The organism is Cognatishimia maritima (assembly GCF_900129685.1).
In the GTDB taxonomy this organism is placed as follows: Bacteria; Pseudomonadota; Alphaproteobacteria; order Rhodobacterales; family Rhodobacteraceae; genus Cognatishimia; species Cognatishimia maritima.
This window is the reverse complement of sequence record NZ_FQWM01000005.1, coordinates 145,357-161,277: the sequence shown is the minus strand read 5'-3', so window position 1 is coordinate 161,277 and position 15,921 is coordinate 145,357. Positions and strand designations below refer to the sequence as shown.

General features: G+C 56.7%; 18 protein-coding genes. 9 read left to right on the top strand and 9 right to left on the bottom strand.

Annotated elements, in window-relative coordinates; genetic code table 11:
- Positions 1 to 2 precede the first annotated feature (2 nt).
- Both BUA39_RS11950 and BUA39_RS11945 read right to left on the bottom strand, forming a co-directional pair.
- Positions 3 to 1,190, bottom strand: a complete 1,188-nt coding sequence (locus BUA39_RS11950) for a glycine C-acetyltransferase (protein WP_072793439.1) — start codon at positions 1,188 to 1,190, stop codon at positions 3 to 5.
- An 88-nt stretch (positions 1,191 to 1,278) separates the two neighbouring features.
- The gene (locus BUA39_RS11945; RefSeq protein ID WP_072793438.1) at positions 1,279 to 2,232 is read right to left on the bottom strand and encodes a LysR family transcriptional regulator; all 954 of its coding nucleotides are present in this window, start codon (positions 2,230 to 2,232) and stop codon (positions 1,279 to 1,281) included.
- Between the two features lie 110 nt (positions 2,233 to 2,342).
- Between BUA39_RS11945 and BUA39_RS11940 the strand changes: the two genes are divergently transcribed.
- Positions 2,343 to 2,786, top strand: a complete 444-nt coding sequence (locus BUA39_RS11940; protein ID WP_072793437.1) for a cupin domain-containing protein — start codon at positions 2,343 to 2,345, stop codon at positions 2,784 to 2,786.
- A gap of 6 nt (positions 2,787 to 2,792) precedes the next feature.
- A complete protein-coding gene (locus BUA39_RS11935; RefSeq protein WP_072793436.1) occupies positions 2,793 to 3,590 on the top strand; it encodes a glutathione S-transferase family protein in 798 nt (265 codons plus the stop codon).
- Positions 3,591 to 3,596: 6 nt separating this feature from the next.
- Here the strand turns inward: BUA39_RS11935 and BUA39_RS11930 are convergent, their stop codons facing one another.
- Positions 3,597 to 4,160 carry a helix-turn-helix domain-containing protein gene (locus BUA39_RS11930; RefSeq protein ID WP_072793435.1) on the bottom strand — a complete coding sequence of 188 codons (564 nt, stop codon included), beginning with the start codon at positions 4,158 to 4,160 and terminating at the stop codon, positions 3,597 to 3,599.
- Positions 4,161 to 4,277: 117 nt separating this feature from the next.
- Here BUA39_RS11930 and BUA39_RS11925 point away from each other — a divergent pair, with 117 nt between their 5' ends.
- Positions 4,278 to 5,453, top strand: a complete 1,176-nt coding sequence (locus BUA39_RS11925; protein ID WP_072793434.1) for an acetyl-CoA C-acyltransferase family protein — start codon at positions 4,278 to 4,280, stop codon at positions 5,451 to 5,453.
- 12 nt (positions 5,454 to 5,465) lie between these two features.
- Here the strand turns inward: BUA39_RS11925 and yaaA are convergent, their stop codons facing one another.
- From yaaA to BUA39_RS11910, 3 genes are all read right to left on the bottom strand, one after another.
- Complete coding sequence (yaaA, locus tag BUA39_RS11920) at positions 5,466 to 6,239, bottom strand: peroxide stress protein YaaA (protein ID WP_072793433.1); 774 nt, start codon at positions 6,237 to 6,239, stop codon at positions 5,466 to 5,468.
- Positions 6,240 to 6,270: 31 nt separating this feature from the next.
- The gene (gene recQ, locus BUA39_RS11915) at positions 6,271 to 8,307 is read right to left on the bottom strand and encodes a DNA helicase RecQ (RefSeq protein WP_084604946.1); all 2,037 of its coding nucleotides are present in this window, start codon (positions 8,305 to 8,307) and stop codon (positions 6,271 to 6,273) included.
- Between the two features lie 76 nt (positions 8,308 to 8,383).
- Positions 8,384 to 8,641, bottom strand: a complete 258-nt coding sequence (locus BUA39_RS11910) for a YggT family protein (protein WP_072793525.1) — start codon at positions 8,639 to 8,641, stop codon at positions 8,384 to 8,386.
- Positions 8,642 to 8,793: 152 nt separating this feature from the next.
- Here BUA39_RS11910 and BUA39_RS11905 point away from each other — a divergent pair, with 152 nt between their 5' ends.
- The 5 genes from BUA39_RS11905 (at position 8,794) to arfB (ending at position 13,332) form a co-directional block, all read left to right on the top strand.
- On the top strand, positions 8,794 to 9,357 hold the full coding sequence (locus BUA39_RS11905) for an acyl-CoA thioesterase (protein ID WP_072793431.1): 564 nt from the start codon (positions 8,794 to 8,796) through the stop codon (positions 9,355 to 9,357).
- Between the two features lie 65 nt (positions 9,358 to 9,422).
- A complete protein-coding gene (locus BUA39_RS11900; RefSeq protein ID WP_072793430.1) occupies positions 9,423 to 10,787 on the top strand; it encodes an MFS transporter in 1,365 nt (454 codons plus the stop codon).
- A gap of 80 nt (positions 10,788 to 10,867) precedes the next feature.
- A complete protein-coding gene (gene mepA / locus BUA39_RS11895; RefSeq protein ID WP_423219943.1) occupies positions 10,868 to 11,674 on the top strand; it encodes a penicillin-insensitive murein endopeptidase in 807 nt (268 codons plus the stop codon).
- The gene (locus BUA39_RS11890; protein ID WP_072793428.1) at positions 11,647 to 12,537 is read left to right on the top strand and encodes an esterase-like activity of phytase family protein; all 891 of its coding nucleotides are present in this window, start codon (positions 11,647 to 11,649) and stop codon (positions 12,535 to 12,537) included. Before mepA ends, BUA39_RS11890 begins: the two co-directional genes overlap by 28 nt.
- A gap of 375 nt (positions 12,538 to 12,912) precedes the next feature.
- Positions 12,913 to 13,332 (top strand): alternative ribosome rescue aminoacyl-tRNA hydrolase ArfB, encoded by a 420-nt coding sequence (gene arfB / locus BUA39_RS11885; RefSeq protein WP_072793427.1) that lies wholly within the window; start codon positions 12,913 to 12,915, stop codon positions 13,330 to 13,332.
- Positions 13,333 to 13,362: 30 nt separating this feature from the next.
- Here arfB and BUA39_RS11880 read toward each other — a convergent pair whose 3' ends face one another.
- The 3 genes from BUA39_RS11880 to BUA39_RS11870 all read right to left on the bottom strand — a co-directional run bounded on the left by BUA39_RS11880 (position 13,363) and on the right by BUA39_RS11870 (position 15,143).
- Positions 13,363 to 14,100 (bottom strand): sulfite exporter TauE/SafE family protein, encoded by a 738-nt coding sequence (locus tag BUA39_RS11880; RefSeq protein WP_072793426.1) that lies wholly within the window; start codon positions 14,098 to 14,100, stop codon positions 13,363 to 13,365.
- Between the two features lie 64 nt (positions 14,101 to 14,164).
- Complete coding sequence (locus BUA39_RS11875) at positions 14,165 to 14,869, bottom strand: hypothetical protein (RefSeq protein WP_072793425.1); 705 nt, start codon at positions 14,867 to 14,869, stop codon at positions 14,165 to 14,167.
- Positions 14,841 to 15,143, bottom strand: a complete 303-nt coding sequence (locus BUA39_RS11870) for a hypothetical protein (protein WP_072793524.1) — start codon at positions 15,141 to 15,143, stop codon at positions 14,841 to 14,843. Before BUA39_RS11870 ends, BUA39_RS11875 begins: the two co-directional genes overlap by 29 nt.
- A gap of 178 nt (positions 15,144 to 15,321) precedes the next feature.
- Here BUA39_RS11870 and BUA39_RS11865 point away from each other — a divergent pair, with 178 nt between their 5' ends.
- Entirely contained in the window at positions 15,322 to 15,837 is a 516-nt protein-coding gene (locus BUA39_RS11865; protein WP_072793424.1) for a hypothetical protein, read from the top strand.
- The last annotated feature ends 84 nt before the right edge of the window (positions 15,838 to 15,921 follow it).

Below are 15,921 nucleotides of genomic sequence, written 5' to 3'. Positions count from 1 at the left end.
TGTCATTTCAATACCCCAATCGCTTTGCCGACCTTGCCAAAGGCTGCAAGGGCACGGTCGAGTTCATCCTTGGTCAGAGCTGCGTTCATTTGCGTGCGAATACGGGCCTGCCCGCGCGGCACCACAGGGAAGAAGAAGCCAGAGACATAGACGCCTTCTTCAAACAACTGCCGTGCCATTTCTTGCGCAACTTTAGCATCACCAAGCATGACGGGAATGATTGGGTGTTCACCTTCAAGCAGGTCAAAACCCAGCGCCGTCAGACCTTCGCGCCAGTAGCGGGCATTTTCAAACAGTTGCGCACGCAGGGCCTCACCTTCTTCGACAAGGCGAATGGCTTCGATCCCGGCGGCAACGATGCTTGGCGGCAGCGAGTTAGAAAAAAGATAGGGCCGCGCGCGCTGCCGCAAAAGGTCAATCACTGGCTGCGGCCCGGCGATATAACCGCCGATGGCCCCCCCAAGTGCTTTGCCCAACGTCCCCGTCAGAATGTCGACATCCACGCCAAAGTGATCCGGCGTTCCCGCGCCACGAGGCCCCATGAAGCCGGTCGCATGGCAATCGTCCACCATGACCACGGCATCGTATTCTTTCGCCAGTCGTGTGATTTCCGGCAGGTTCGCCAGATAGCCGTCCATCGAGAAAACGCCATCGGTTGCGATCATAATTTGCCGCGCGCCTTCGTTGCGCGCGTGCTTTAGCGATTCCTCAAGATCGGTCATGTCATTGTTCATGTAGCGATAGCGTTTCGCCTTACACAGGCGGACGCCATCGATGATCGACGCGTGATTCAAACTATCAGATACAATCGCGTCCTCTGGCCCAAGCAGTGGCTCAAACAGCCCGCCATTGGCGTCAAAGCAAGCGGCAAACAGAATGCTGTCGTCTTTGTTCAGGAACTTCGCGATACGCTGTTCCAGCTCTCGGTGAATATCCTGCGTGCCGCAGATAAAGCGCACGGAAGCCATGCCAAACCCCTTGGGGTCCATCGCATCCTTTGCGGATTTGATCAGATCGGGGTGATCCGCCAGCCCAAGGTAGTTGTTGGCGCAAAGGTTGATGACTTTATGCCCGCCAACCTCGATCTCGCCCCCCTGAGGGGAGGTGATCATTCGCTCGCGTTTCATCAGACCTTCGGATTCGATCTGTTCCAAAGTGGCGTTGATGTGCGCGATGAATTGATCAGACATGAGCGAGTCTCCTTGATTACGGACGAACATCTATCATAGCGGATGCGAATCCGGAATAGGGGAAATTCATCATGGCGGAAAAAATCCGTTATGCCGGATGGCGCGCCGGCAGCAGCCCCGGATCAAGTGGGCGCATCAGGTCAAACACTTGTTCGCGCACCCAGCTTTGAAGCGGAGCTTTGTCAAATCGCTTGTGCCAAACGCCAACAATCAGCGGCGCAGGGAGGTCCATCGGCGGCTCGAAATATTTCAACCCAATCTCCGAGGCGACCTTGAACGCTAGCTGCGAGGGGATGAGCGCAATCAGGTCACTCTCGGCGACGACGCGGCAGACGCCAGAAAACACCGGCACCGTCATAGCGATGCGTCGACGGCGCCCCACTTTGGCAAGCGCTGCATCGCCGATGCTACTGGTCTTACCCTCTGGAGAAAACAAGACGTGATGCAGATCACAAAGCAGGTCGAGCGGCATCGTGTCACCCGTCGCAAGCGAGTCGACATGAGGGTTTGTATCTCGCGCGATCACAAGGAACGGCGAATAGAAAAGCGCGCGCTTGTTAATCCACTCGGGCAGTTCGGTGTCTGGAATAATGGCGAGATCCGCATCGTAACGTTCTAGGCTGTCGAGATAGTCATAGGGGACCAAGTCAACGAGGTTCGCGGTGATGTTAGGGGCCTTCTTGTAAAGCATGTCACCTAGTTGCGGCATCACCATCTCTGCAAAGAAGTCTGAAGAGGATATCTTAAAGTTCCCACTGGCGGTCATCGGGTCGAAGGCTTTTGGTGGCGACAATATCTGTTCCAACTGCTCCAGTTCCTGCCGCAAAGGGTGACGGAGGTTTTCTGCAAACTCTGTTGCGACCAAGCGATTGCCCTGTCGAATGAACAGAGGGTCATCAAGGCTGTGCCTTAGTCGTGCAAGCGCAGCTGAAACAGCGGATTGGGATAGGCCCAGTTTTTCGCCAGCTTTGACCGTTGAACCTTCGGTCAAGAGAGCGTCCAAAACGCGCAATAGATTGAGGTCAAAAGTTGCGAAATTCATTTGGTCGATACCTTGTATTACAAATAACGGTTTGCTCGATAGCCTGAGCCTACGATACGTTTCTGTCAACAAAAGCGCTTTTGTTTCAAATCTGCAAAAGGACTGGAACAATGAAAGATTCAGAACTGGCCAAAGGCACCATAGAGTGGAACGGCGTCTCCTACAGAACCATCCTCGACTCTCAGACCACGGGTGGAGCGATGTCGATTGTTGATAGCATCTCGCCTGTGAACAGCGGACCGCCGCGCCATATTCACCACGCTGAGGACGAAACCTTTGTGATCCTGACCGGTGAATGCCTCGTATGGATCGAAGGAAAAGAAGTGACAGCCAAAGCAGGCGAAAGTGTTTTCATCCCACGCGGCAAAGAGCATACCTTCAAGGTGATCGGCCACGAACCCTCGCGACATCTTGTGATCCTGACACCCGGCGGCTTTGAGGGATTTTTTGAAGAGATGGCCGAAGAGCAATTTCAAATTCCAGCCGACATGCCCAAAATTGTCGAATCTGGAGAGCGCCACCACCTAACTTTTACCGGACCACCGTTGGAATAAATCGTCATGTCAAAACACATTGTTTATCACATCCCCGTCTGCCCGTTCTCGCAGCGTCTGGAAATCATGTTGGCGCTGCGGGGTATGACGGAAGCCATTGAATTCCGGGTCGTGGATATCACCAAACCGCGTGACCCAGAGCTTTTGGAGAAGACAAGAGGGACGACGGCTTTGCCCGTTCTGGAAACGCCGGACGGCGCGATCATCAAGGAAAGCCTCGTGATCTTGCGCTACCTCGATGAGGTGTTGCCGGGGACGATGTTGCGGCAGGCTGACCCGGTCAAACATGCAATTGAGTCGATGATGGTCGCGAAGGAAGGCCCGTTCACGGGAACGGGCTACATGTTTGTAATGAACCAAGACCACGACGCTCGGGCGAAACATGAAGAGAAGATGCTGGGGCTTTATGCCGACCTAAGCGACTTTCTGGAGCATCACAATCCAAATGGGACGTTCCTATTTGACGCCTTTGGTCTGGCCGAGGCGGTCTTTACCCCGATGTTCATGCGCTTCTGGTTCTTGGACTACTACGAGGGGTTCGACCTGCCTGACGAGGCCAAATACGATCGTGTGCGTAAATGGCGAGACGCCTGCCTTGCGCATCCGGCCACCGCGCAGGTCAGCAAGGAAGAGATTGTTAAGCTTTACTACGATTACGCGCTGGGCGCAGGGAATGGGGCCTTGCTTCCGGGACGCAAATTTTCAAGTTTTGTGTTTGAACCGGACTGGAAAGAACGTCTCTGGCCGCCAAAAGACAAGTACGGCCACAAAGCCACGGACGAAGAGTTGGGGCTGGTCGCTTAGCCTTGATCAGGCGTTCTGCACCACTAGAAAAGCACGCGCAGGGCCGTTGATCGCTTCGATCCGATGCGGCACGTCTGCGGCATAGCGCGCGGTATCACCCGCGTGAACCTCTTCGATTGCATTGCCGGAGACCACGCGAAGCTGACCTTCGATCACCGTGAGGTGTTCGCGCGTGCCACGGCTGTGCGCTTTGCTGTCGAGTTTCCCGTCACGCGCAAAGCGCAGGTCGTAAAGCTCGTGGTGCCCGGCATCCTCGGGCGGGGACAGAATGCGGATATTGCAGCCTTCGCCACGGTTCTCAATCGAAGGCGTATTGGCGGCGCGCAACACCTCGACGCGGTCTGTCGCCTCGCCATCTTCCAATAGCCCCGCAAAATCCACCTGCAGCGCGCGCGTCAAATTCCATAGAGTCGCAATCGTCGGGCTGCTTTCGCCGCGCTCGATCTGGCTGACCATAGAGCGGGAGACGCCGGACAGTTTGGCCACGGCATCCAAAGACAGCCCCTGCGCACGGCGGGCTTCTTTCAGGCGGGCCGGAAGAAGATTTAGAATTTCGCTATCGGTGTTCATGGCACTGACCTGCCCCGAAGTGTCGTTTCTGTCAACTCGCCGTGACGTAAAGCATTGTGTTTTCCGCTGGCTGCGGCAGCATACTGACAGGACTGCGCGCAGCATTGGGAGGTTCAGATGACAGATATCGTAATACTTGGCGGCGCTCGCACTGCGATTGGGGCCTTTGGCGGAAGCCTGGCAGGCGTTACGCCGATTGATCTTGGCACCGTTGCGGCGAAGGCGGCGATTAAACGCGCAGGCGTTCAGGCCGATGACATCGATCACGTTATGATGGGGCATGTGATCAACACCGAACCGCGCGACATGTATCTCAGCCGTGTTGTTGCAAGGCAGGCGGGGGCGCCGATTGAAACGCCTGCGATGAATGTGAACCGCCTGTGCGGGTCGGGATTGCAGGCCATCGTTTCTGCCACACAGGCCTTGATGCTCAGAGACGCAAACTATGCCTTGGCAGGTGGGGCCGAGAATATGAGCCGTTCGCCCTTTGTTGTGCCCGCCCAACGTTGGGGTCAGAAAATGGGGGATGTCCGCACGCTCGACATGATGCTTGGTGCGCTCAATTGTCCCTTTGGCACCGGCCACATGGGCATCACCGCAGAGAATGTTGCGGCGGAGCATGGTGTCACGCGCGAGGACATGGACGCCTTTGCGATGGAGAGCCAAACGCGCGCGGCCAAGGCCATTGCCGAGGGGCGTTTTAAGGCGGAAATCGCGCCGGTCGAAATTCAGCAACGGCGCGCGGTGGTTCCTTTTGACACAGACGAACACCCCACCGCTTCGACCCCAGAAAAACTCGCCAGCCTGCGCGCCGTGTTCAAGAAAGACGGCACGGTCACAGCTGGGAACGCTTCAGGCATCAACGACGGCGCGGCGGCTGTGGTTCTGGCGCGTGCTGATGCTGCCGAGGCCGCAGGGCACATACCGCGCGCCCGTATTCTGGGTTATGGCCACGCCGGCGTGCGGCCCGAGGTGATGGGAATCGGTCCCGTTCCTGCGGTTGAAAATCTCTTGGCCAAGACGGGACTTAAGATCGATGACTTTGATGTCATCGAATCCAACGAAGCCTTTGCCGCTCAGGCGATTGCCGTGAACAAAGGTCTGGGGCTTGATCCGTCAAAGGTGAATCCCAACGGCGGGGCCATCGCTTTGGGTCACCCGGTTGGCGCGACAGGTGCAATCATTACCGTTAAGGCGCTCTATGAGTTGGAGCGCATTGGGGGCGGCAAAGCCCTGATCACCATGTGTATCGGCGGTGGGCAGGGTATTGCGCTGGCGATTGAGAGTGTTTGACCAGCTAGCTGGTTAGCTTTCCGGGTAGTCGCGCAGGAACACCCATTTATCGCCTTCGCTCAACTCGGGCTGATAGGCGTAGCCACCAAGTTCGAAGTCTTTGATCGCTTCGGCCTCGGTCAGGCGGTTTTGAATGATGAACCGTGCCATGCTGCCGCGCGCCTTTTTGGCAAAGAAGCTGACGATCTTGGGCTGACCGTTTTTGAGTTCCATGAACACCGGTGTGACAACCCGCAGCTTCAGACGTTTTAGGTCCACCGCGCCGAAATATTCTTGGCTGGCGCAGTTGATCAATGTGTCGGCCCCGATCTCTTCGGCCTGCGCGTTGAGGTTTTTGGACAGGGTATCGCGCCAGAATTCATAAAGGTTCTTGCCCCGGCGGGTTTTTAATCGACTGCCCATTTCCAAGCGATAAGGCTGGATTGCGTCCAACGGGCGAAGGATACCGTAGAGGCCCGACAGAATGCGCAGGTGATCCTGCGCCCACGTCATTTCGTCTTGATCCAGAGATTTGGCCTCTAGCCCAATGTAGGTGTCGCCTGCGAAAGCATAGACTGCCGGGCGGGTTGCAAATGAGTCGGGCACCATCTCGAAGGCTTTGAATCGGTCGCGGTTCAACTTTGCAAGGTCGGGGCTGAGGTCCATCAGTTTCTGCAGATTGCCCAGCGTCAGGTTGCGCGCGGTTTTCACCAGCTTCTCGGCTTCATCATGCAAGGCTGGGGTCGTGGTCTCTGTAGCGACCGGGTCCCAATCCAGACGTTTTGCCGGGGAAACGACGACTAACATGGCTGCTCCTTCACCTCAGGTTTCAAGACACTTAGTCCGCGCGCTGCAGGACGTCCAGAAAGGCTGTCGCAAAGCGTTCGGCACGTTTGTCCCCCAACAGCCGCTGCATCGCGCCCTCATCGCTTGGCCGTATTTCGGCGACCTTGGCCAGCAAGGATGCAGAGCAGCTTAGCGGTTTGTCGATGCCTTCAGGGCCGCGTGCCAAATCTGCCTGCGCTTCCAAAAGTCGGTCAAAGACATCCCCCGCCTGACGCCCTGCCAGTTTCCGGCGGCTCGGGTGTACGGCTTCGGCTTCGCCATTGATAACCGCAAGGAAAGCATCGCCATAACGATCAAGTTTCTTGGCACCAACACCGCCGACACGGGCCATCTCATCCAACGATGAAGGTCGTGTTTCGGCCATTTCGATCAAGGTGCGGTCATTGAAGATCACATAAGCGGGCACTTTGGCCGCCTCCGCCAAGGCGCGGCGTTTTGCCTTGAGAGCAGACAGCAAAGGCGCGTCTTCTTCATTCACCAGCGACTTCACGGAAGGCCCACGAGAAGCCTTGCGAATGCTGTCTTTGCGCAACTGAATAGATGCTTCGCCGCGCAGAATAGGCAGCGCGTCGTCAGTCATGCGCAGCGCGCCGTGGCGCTCTGGGTCTGGGCGCACAAGGTCGTGGCCCATCATTTGCCGGAACACCGCCTGCCATTGGCGTTTATCAAACTCGCGCCCGACTCCAAAGGTTGGCAATGCATCGTGCCCCCTTTGGCGCATGCGGTCCGTTTCATTGCCAAGCAACACGTCGATCAAATGCCCGGTGCCAAACCATTCGCCGGTGCGCAGGATTGCAGACAGCGCTTTGCGCACGGCTTCGGTGCCGTCAAAAACCTCGGCAGGAGAATCGCACAAATCGCAATTGCCGCAGGTGACCTGCGTTTCGCCAAAGTACCGGAGCAGGGAAGAGCGACGGCAATGCAGCGCTTCGGCAAGGCCTAAAAGTGCATTCAGGCGCGCGTGATCGGCGGCGCGGCGTTCGGAAGGTGCGAGGCCTTCGTCAATCTGGGACCGGCGCAGGCGGATATCTTCGGGGCCGAAAAGCGTCAGGGTTTCGGCAGGTGCCCCATCACGACCCGCGCGGCCGATTTCCTGGTAATAGCTTTCAATGGATTTCGGCAGGTCAGCTTGGGCAACCCAGCGGATATCGGGCTTGTCGATCCCCATGCCGAAAGCAACCGTGGCCACAACGATCAACCCGTCCTCGCGCTGAAACCGGGTTTCGACCCAACGGCGGTCTTCTGGGTCCATGCCCCCGTGGTAGTGATCTGCCAAATGGCCTGCATCGCGCAGCGCTTTGGCCAAGGCTTCGGTTTTGGCGCGGGTGCCGCAATAAACGATACCCGATTGCCCTTTGCGGGCGGCTGCAAAGTCAAGGATCTGTTTGCGCGGGCTGTCCTTGGCCCCAAACGCCAGGTGGATATTGGGGCGGTCAAATCCATGAAGGAAGGTTTCAGGCGCTTCGCCGTCAAACAGTCGCTGAACAATCTCTTCGCGCGTTTCTTTGTCGGCGGTCGCTGTGAAGGCAGCGACGGGTACATTCAGGGCGCGGCGCAGCTCTCCGATCCGCAAATAATCGGGGCGGAAATCATGGCCCCATTGGCTGACACAATGGGCTTCGTCGACGGCAATCATCGAAACCCCAATACGGCGCAGCATCCCCAACGCGGCCCCAGAGGCGAGCCGTTCTGGGGCGATATACAAAAGTTTCAGGCGGCCCGTTTCGATGGCTTCCCAAACCTCGGCGGTTTCTTCCTCTGTGTTGCCAGAGGTCAAGGCACCCGCCTCGACCCCGGCTTCGCGCAGGGCGCGGACCTGGTCGCGCATCAGGGCAATCAAGGGAGAGATCACCACCGTGATCCCATCGCGCATCAAAGCCGGAAGTTGAAAGCAAAGCGACTTTCCGCCGCCGGTGGGCATGATTGCCAGAACGTTTTGGCCTGCGGCGACAGCGTCAACGATCTCTTCTTGGCCGGGGCGAAACCCGTCAAACCCAAAGATATCGCGCAATAGCGATGCGGCGGCCATGATTTTTCCTGCGATGACGTCTGCTCGTTCGCAGGAAATGAATCACATACCGCCGGTTGCAGCAAGGTTTATGGGTTCAGAAAAAGACCATCGGCACAACAAAATCGCGCAGCCAGATGATCAGGATAAAGACCACCAGCGGCGCAAGATCCAGAGGGCCAGTGTTTGGCAGGATATTGCGGACCGGGCGGTAGACAGGCTCTAGCAGTCGGTTCAGGCCATACCAGATTTGCGCGACGAACTGCTGGCGCAGGTTCAGCACGTTGAAGTTAATCAGCCAGCTCATAATGATGTGGATCAGCATGATGAAAAACGCTGCGTTCAGTACGAGCATGAATAGGGCACCAATAGCGGCCACGGCGATCACTCCTTTGTTTGGTTGGCCAAACAATTAAGCACCGTAACGTCAAATCACAAGGTGCCGTGAGGTCATCGGTTGACGATCAACCCGTGCGTGTCGATCTCTGACCGCGAAGGAGTCCGCCTGTGTACCCGTATTTGCGTATGATCTGGGGCTGGCAACGTGCCAAATCCCTGCCCGAGTTGGGCATCTATGACACTCATATTTCCACTCACCGCTGCTGGCCGCAGGACATCGACATGTGGATGGAACTGAACAACGGCCGCACGTTGACGATGTATGATCTGGGGCGCATTCCAATGGCCGTGCGGATGGGATTGATGGACACCCTGAAACGCGAGCGGTGGGGGCTGACCGTTGCAGGCAGCGTTGTACGTTATCGCCGCCGTATCCTTCCGTTTGAAAAGTTCGAAATGCGCAGCCGGGGGCTCTGCTGGGACGACAAATTCCTGTATGTGGAACAATCCATTTGGAAGATGAACGGCGACTGTGCCAACCACGCGGTGTTTCGCACCGCTGTAACCGATGCCAAGGGGATCGTGAAACCGGCGCGCGTTGCCGACGCGATGGGGCACCATGAAGCTTCTGCCGCGCCGCCCGAATGGGTTGCACAATGGATCAAGGCAGAAGACATCCGCCCTTGGCCCCCGATGCAAGATCAGCCCTGTTTCGATCAGAAAGCGGCTTAGTGGCAGGAAAACCTTGCGCTCGATAGATTACCTTGCGTAAGTCGGCCTGCATAAAGGGGGTTGGCATGACAGCAGATTCAACACGGCGACGCATTTGGGGCTGGTTCTTTTTTGATTGGGCAAGCCAGCCCTTCGCGACCCTTCTGCTGACATTCATCTTTGCGCCCTACGTCAAAGAGCTGATGGGCAGCGGTGCCGCAGCACAAGCCGCTTGGGGCTGGGGTGTGGGCCTTGCGGGGATCGTGATTGCCTTGATGGCCCCGATCCTTGGCGCCGCCGCCGACCGCTCTGGCCGCCGGATGCGCTGGATCTGGCTTTTCTCTGTCATGTATATCGTCGGGTCGGCCGGGCTTTGGACCGCCGCACCAGATAGCTTCAACCTGACGCTGACCTTGGTGCTCTTTGCGATTGGCCTCTTTGGCATGGAATTCGCGACGATTTTCACCAACGCCATGTTGCCCGATCTTGGCACAGAAGAGGAAATCGGCCGCATCTCTGGCAACGGATGGGCCTTTGGCTACCTCGGCGGGCTGATTGCTTTGGTGATCATGCTTCTGTTTCTGGCTGAAAATGCTGAGACCGGGAAAACCTTGATCGGTTTGTCACCGGGCTTTGGCCTGTTGGACGGGAGCGCCAGAGAAGGCACGCGCGCTGTGGGACCTCTGACAGCCATTTGGTTCATGGTCTTCATGGTGCCCTTTTTCCTTTGGGTGCGCGACAAAACACCGGTTGCCGGAGCGGCGTCGGTTTCCATGTCCGAGGCGCTTGCACGCGTCAAACAGACGGTGCGCAACCTGCCAAAGACGCCTTCTCGGTTTGCCTATCTGGGCAGTTCAATGTTCTACCGCGATGGGTTGAATGGGATGTATACCTTCGGTGGCATCTACGCGGCGGGTGTGTTGGGATGGAGTGTTCCGGCCATCGGCCAGTTTGCTATCTTGGCGATCATCGCAGGCGCGATTTTTGCAGTTTTGGGGGGCCGGATGGACCAACGGTTTGGCCCGCTCCCGGTGATCATCCTTTGCATCCTAGTGCTGACAGCGGTGGCCGTGGCGATCATCTTTGTGTCGCGTGACAGCGTCTTTGGCATGGCCGTTGCTGAGGGATCGAAACTACCCGATATCGTCTTTTACGTGATCGGTGCGCTGATTGGCGCAGCAGGCGGCGCGTTGCAATCTGCGAGCCGGACGATGATGGTCCGCCAAGCCGACCCAGAGCACATGACCGAAGCCTTTGGACTGTATGCATTGGCAGGCAAAGCCACCGGGTTTATCGCACCTTTGTCGATCGGTCTGGCGACCACAATAAGCGGAAGCCAGCAGATTGGGATCACACCGCTAATCATTCTTTTCCTTGTGGGCTTTGTGCTGCTATTCTGGGTAAAACCAGAGGGGGACCGAGCAGAATGGGACGCATCCTCGCACTCATAGGCCTGATGGCGGCACTGTCAGCCTGTAAATCCGAGCATGAAACGACGCGCGTGTCGACGCGCCAAGAGATTCCCGCCGCCATGCAAGGCGTCGAGGCCAAGCAGTTGTTTGGGGCACATAAGCAGGGGTCATCGCAATCGTCCGCGCCTTTCGGCAGCTACGCCAAGGGTTGTATGGCTGGGGCGGCGATGCTGCCCGAAACCGGGCCGACTTGGCAGGCGATGCGCCTCTCGAGAAACCGCAACTGGGGCCATCCAGAGACAATCGATTTTATCAGAACCTTGTCCGCCAAAGCCGCGCGCCAGCCCGGTTGGGAGGGGCTTTATATCGGTGACATCAGCCAGCCACGCGGCGGGCCGATGCTGACCGGGCACGCGAGCCACCAGATCGGCATGGATATCGACATCTGGATGCTGCCGCCGAAACGGCTGGATCTTACACCGGCTGAACGGGAAGCGATCAGTTCGATCAGCATGCGCCGCGCAAACGGGGCCTACGTAAACAGTGACTGGACGCCGCAGCACCATGAAATTCTGAAGGCTGCGGCCGAAGATCCGCGCACGGCGCGAATTTTTGTCTTCCCTGGTGCCAAAGTGCAGATGTGCAAAGATGAAACGGGCAATCGCGACTACCTGCGCAAAATCCGCCCGTGGTGGGGACATCACTATCATTTCCATGTGCGTCTCAGTTGCCCGAATGGGGCCGCCGGTTGCGTGAACCAAGCGCCACCTCCGGCAGGGGATGGCTGCAAAGAGGCCGAGGGCTGGGTCGATCGTATCCTGAACCCGCCACCGCCTGATCCGAACGCGCCGAAGCCAAAACCCAAAAGAGAACTCACAATTGCGGACCTTCCGAACCAATGCGTAAACGTCTTGCAATCGCGCTAGGCCTCGCGGTTCTGATCGGTTGGCAAGTCAGCGCGACCCCCGACGGGGTGGCGCAGCACGTGTCGACATTGAAGTGGAACCGCAGTGATGCTTGGTTTGGTGGGTTTTCCGCCATCGAAGTTGCGTCGGATGGCGCGAATTTCACCGCGCTAAGCGATAGCGGCACGCTTGTGATGGGTCAGCTGCAGCGTGCGCAGGGACAGCTAAGCGCCGTCAAAATGGATCGTGCCTTGCCGGTCTATGACCACAAGGGCCCGATCCGCTGGGATCGCAATCGAGACACCGAAGGATTGGCGATACGGGCAGATGGGCATTTATTCGTGTCATTTGAGGGCCGTCACCGCGTGTTTTCATACGCCAAACCCGGCACGCTGGGGAAGCCGCTGAAACGGCATGCGGATTTTAAGAAGATGGCACCGAACGGCTCTTTGGAAGCCTTGGCCATCGACGCGCATGGGCGGCTTTACACATTGGCTGAGACGCCGAACCCAAAGGGCGCTGATCTGGCGGTTTATCGCTTTGAAAAAGGCGTTTGGACACAGGCTTTCGCATTGCCCGCGCGCAACGGCTTTCGCCCGGTTGGGGCGGATTTTGGACCGGATGGGTTGTTTTACCTGTTGGAGCGGAAGTTCAATGGCATCGGGTTTCGCACGCGGGTTAGGCGGTTTGATCTCTCTGATGGCGTGGTTCGGTCTGAAGAAACGGTGTTGCAAACGCGCACAGGCGTGCACGACAACCTTGAAGGCCTTGCGGTGTGGGAAGACAGCGATGGTCAGGTTCGGCTGACCATGATCTCAGACGACAACTTTATGTTTTATCAACGCACCGAGATCGTTGAATACCGGCTCCCGGCGGCGTCCTGAGCCGATAAAAGCATATCGAAATCCTTGGCCGCGTGGATGATCCACGCGCCAAATTCTCTGTGATCAACTTTATGGCACTCCGCAGTATTTTGCGAAACCTTCATAAAAAACCACATGATTTTGTTTTGACAAATGAAAATTCTATGGCAGGCTAGGGGTACGCGAAACAATTGAAAGGAGGTGCCCATTGTCTAGAGAAGGAATGGAGAACGGTGTCGGAACAGTTCGGGAGGACTGCAGCTAGGGCAGCCCTTGGCTGACAGAAAACCCGGATTGGTGTTCGCCTAACCGGCGCGCCTCCTCAAATCTCGAAGGGCTGTTCCCGCGCGTGGAACAGCCCTTTTCGTTTGCCCATACATCCCCCATGTTACGCCTATGCTGGAAATCAACGACACAATTACAATTCAAGACTGGGAACTGACCGAACAGTTCGTGCGCGCCTCTGGGCCGGGTGGTCAGAATGTGAACAAAGTGTCGACGGCGGTTGAGCTGCGCTTTGAGGCCGAGCGGTCTCCGAACCTGCCGGGGCCGGTGAAAAATCGTCTGCGTCGTTTGGCCGGACGGCGGTGGACCAAAGAAGGCGCGCTGATCATTCAATGCGATGAAACGCGTAGCCAAGCAAGGAACCGGGACCTGGCACGCGAACGGCTGGCAGAATTGATCCGCAAAGCGCTGGTGAAGCCGAAACGTCGGATCGCGACCAAGCCGACTTATGGGAGTAAGCAGCGGCGCTTGAAGGCAAAGAAAGAGCGCGGAGAGGTTAAGGCTTTGCGAGGGAAAGTGCAGGGTGAGTGACGGAAAGCCTTAGCAGCGTTCAAACCGGCACTATGCAAAGACGTCGTAGAGCAGTTTCAACGACACAACCGCCAGCGCCACCTCGACAATCACAAAGAATATTTGATCAGGGATGCGGCGCGAAATATTTATGCCGACCCAAGCACCAAACAGGGCCACCGGAGCAACCATTGCAATTTGCAGCGTACTTTGAGAGGTAATTTGGCCTGCCAGAATATAGGGCGGCACTTTCAATAAATTGACCACGGCGAAGAAAATGGTGGTGGTCCCAAGGTACGTCATTTTTTCAAGCTTCTGCGGCAAGACATAGGCTTGAAATGGTGGGCCACCGGCGTGCGAGATATAGCTGGTGAAGCCTGCGAGTGCCCCCCACATCCTTCCTCGAGGGACGTCTGCAGGGCGCGGCGGAATTTCTGTTTTGGAAAGGCGCGACTTCAGAGCGCTCGCCAAAAAGACAAGGCCGATCGTCGCGACCAAAAGCTTCACAAAATCACCCGGTACAAAATTGACCGAGCCAAATCCGACGGCAATGCCAGCGGCCGCTCCAGGCAGCATGATCTTCAGGTTCTTGGCAGAGAAAGATTTGCGAAACAGATAGACTGCATAGAGATCCGCAACGATGTAGATGGGCAGCAAAAGCCCTGCGGCAATTGCAGGTTCCATATAAAGCGACATCAAGGGAACTGACAAAAGGGCGATCATCGGGACGCCGCCTTTTGACAAGCCCATCAAAAAGGCTGCCAACGCTGCAACTAGCCAAAATACCATGCGTCTTTCCTGATTGTCTCCGGTCACCCATATGGGGTGATCAGAGCCCAAACAAGTGGTTCGGCTACAAAACCCGAATTACGTCTTTATCAATCCCCAACATATAGCCACGGCGTGCAATGTTTTTGACCAACAATTCACTGACGATTTGGTTGCCAAGACTGTCGCGCAACCGCTTGATCCGTGTCGCGCCAGCGGCCTCTTCGCAATCGGCTTCAGTGCGGCCAGAAATCATGGCTTCGATAGCCACACCGGTTAGAACCTCATCATCCATTCGCGCCTCGGCCAAGATCGACAAAGTCTCCATCGCGGCATCGGTCAACTTAAAGCCCATGTTGTTCAGGTAGACCTTTTTCTCATCGCGGCTGATCAGCAGGGAATTCACCTGAATCCCCGAGCGCTCGATCTGCGCCATGCGGCGATTCATGGTGATCAGCATCACCAGAAAGATTAGTGCCGCGATCATCATGCCGGTGGCGAAGATCAGCAGAACAAAGATCACCATGCGGTAGCTTTCCAGAATCTCGGCAAAGCTGGTGCCGGACTGTGCGAGGATTTCCAGAAGCTTCAATTCGGCCTGCGTGGTCAGGTCATCGTTTTCGACAAACAGCCGCTCGACACGCGCATTGAAGGCATTGGCATCTGGCAAGGTCAGCAACAGGACAGCACCCGCGCCAAGCAAAATGGCCACGATGGCGATGATGCCAAGCGTGACCACACGGCTGCCAATCTGGCGCGCCTCAATAGCGGAGGTAGAACTCTCCTGCATCGGCTTTCCTTCCCTCTAACCCGGACGTGTCAAAGACTGACAGAACATTCAGCAAAACCCAACCGTCTGCATTCAAACGCGGCGGTAGTTGCTTTTCGGCATTTGCCTTTTCGCAACTGCCATTCACGGCTGCGACACCATAGTGGAGGCGCAGCGGGTTGTTCTGTTTGGCTTTATAGTCCGCAAAGCACTCTTGGGCCGACACCTGCGTTGCCGTGCCGATAAGCAAGCTCAGGCAAAGTGCGGAAAGCGATATATTGGCGTGTTTTCTCATGTCACTCACTGTGATGTGAAACGCGTAGATATTCAATAACCACAGGTCTTTCCGTCGATGTTATCCGATATCAGGGGGGTGTTATTGCCTGACTTTTGTGGGCTGGCCCAGGGTGGTTGCATCACCTTCGCCACGCTACCGGCGCAGGATCCGAACCACCCAGGAAAGGCACATTGCCATGTCACGCACATTTATCAAATCTATTCTGATCGCTGCCGTTACGGTCACCGGCTTTTCGCTGGCCATGGCTTCGCCGGCAAAAGCTGGGGACGACGACATCGCAAAGCTTCTTTTTGGGGCAACAGCGCTGATCATTATTGGCAGCGCGATTAACAATTCCAAAGCCAAGGCGCAGACCGTGAAAAAGGAAAAGCCGAACCGGGATGAAGGCCGTCACTATAGGAAGAAAGACGATGGTCATCGCTACAGAAAGCCCGAGGATCGGCATCGTTATCGCAAGCCGGACGCACGTTATAGTCACACCAAAATTCTGCCAGCAGAATGTATGCGCCGCTACCGCACCCATGAAGGTCTTGTGCGTTTGATGAGCCAATATTGCCTGCAAGATCACTACCGGTATTCCTATCACCTGCCGCAGCAGTGCCTGACATTCGTCCGTACGCATCAGGGATACCGCAAAGGCTACCCGATGCACTGCTTACGTGAGCGCGGGTATTCCGTCGCCTATCGCTAACATAGAGATCGAGCACCGGAGCAGGTACCTGCATCCCCAGACTGTTCCGGGAAACCGGCGCCTTTCGGAAGACTGGCGTCGGTT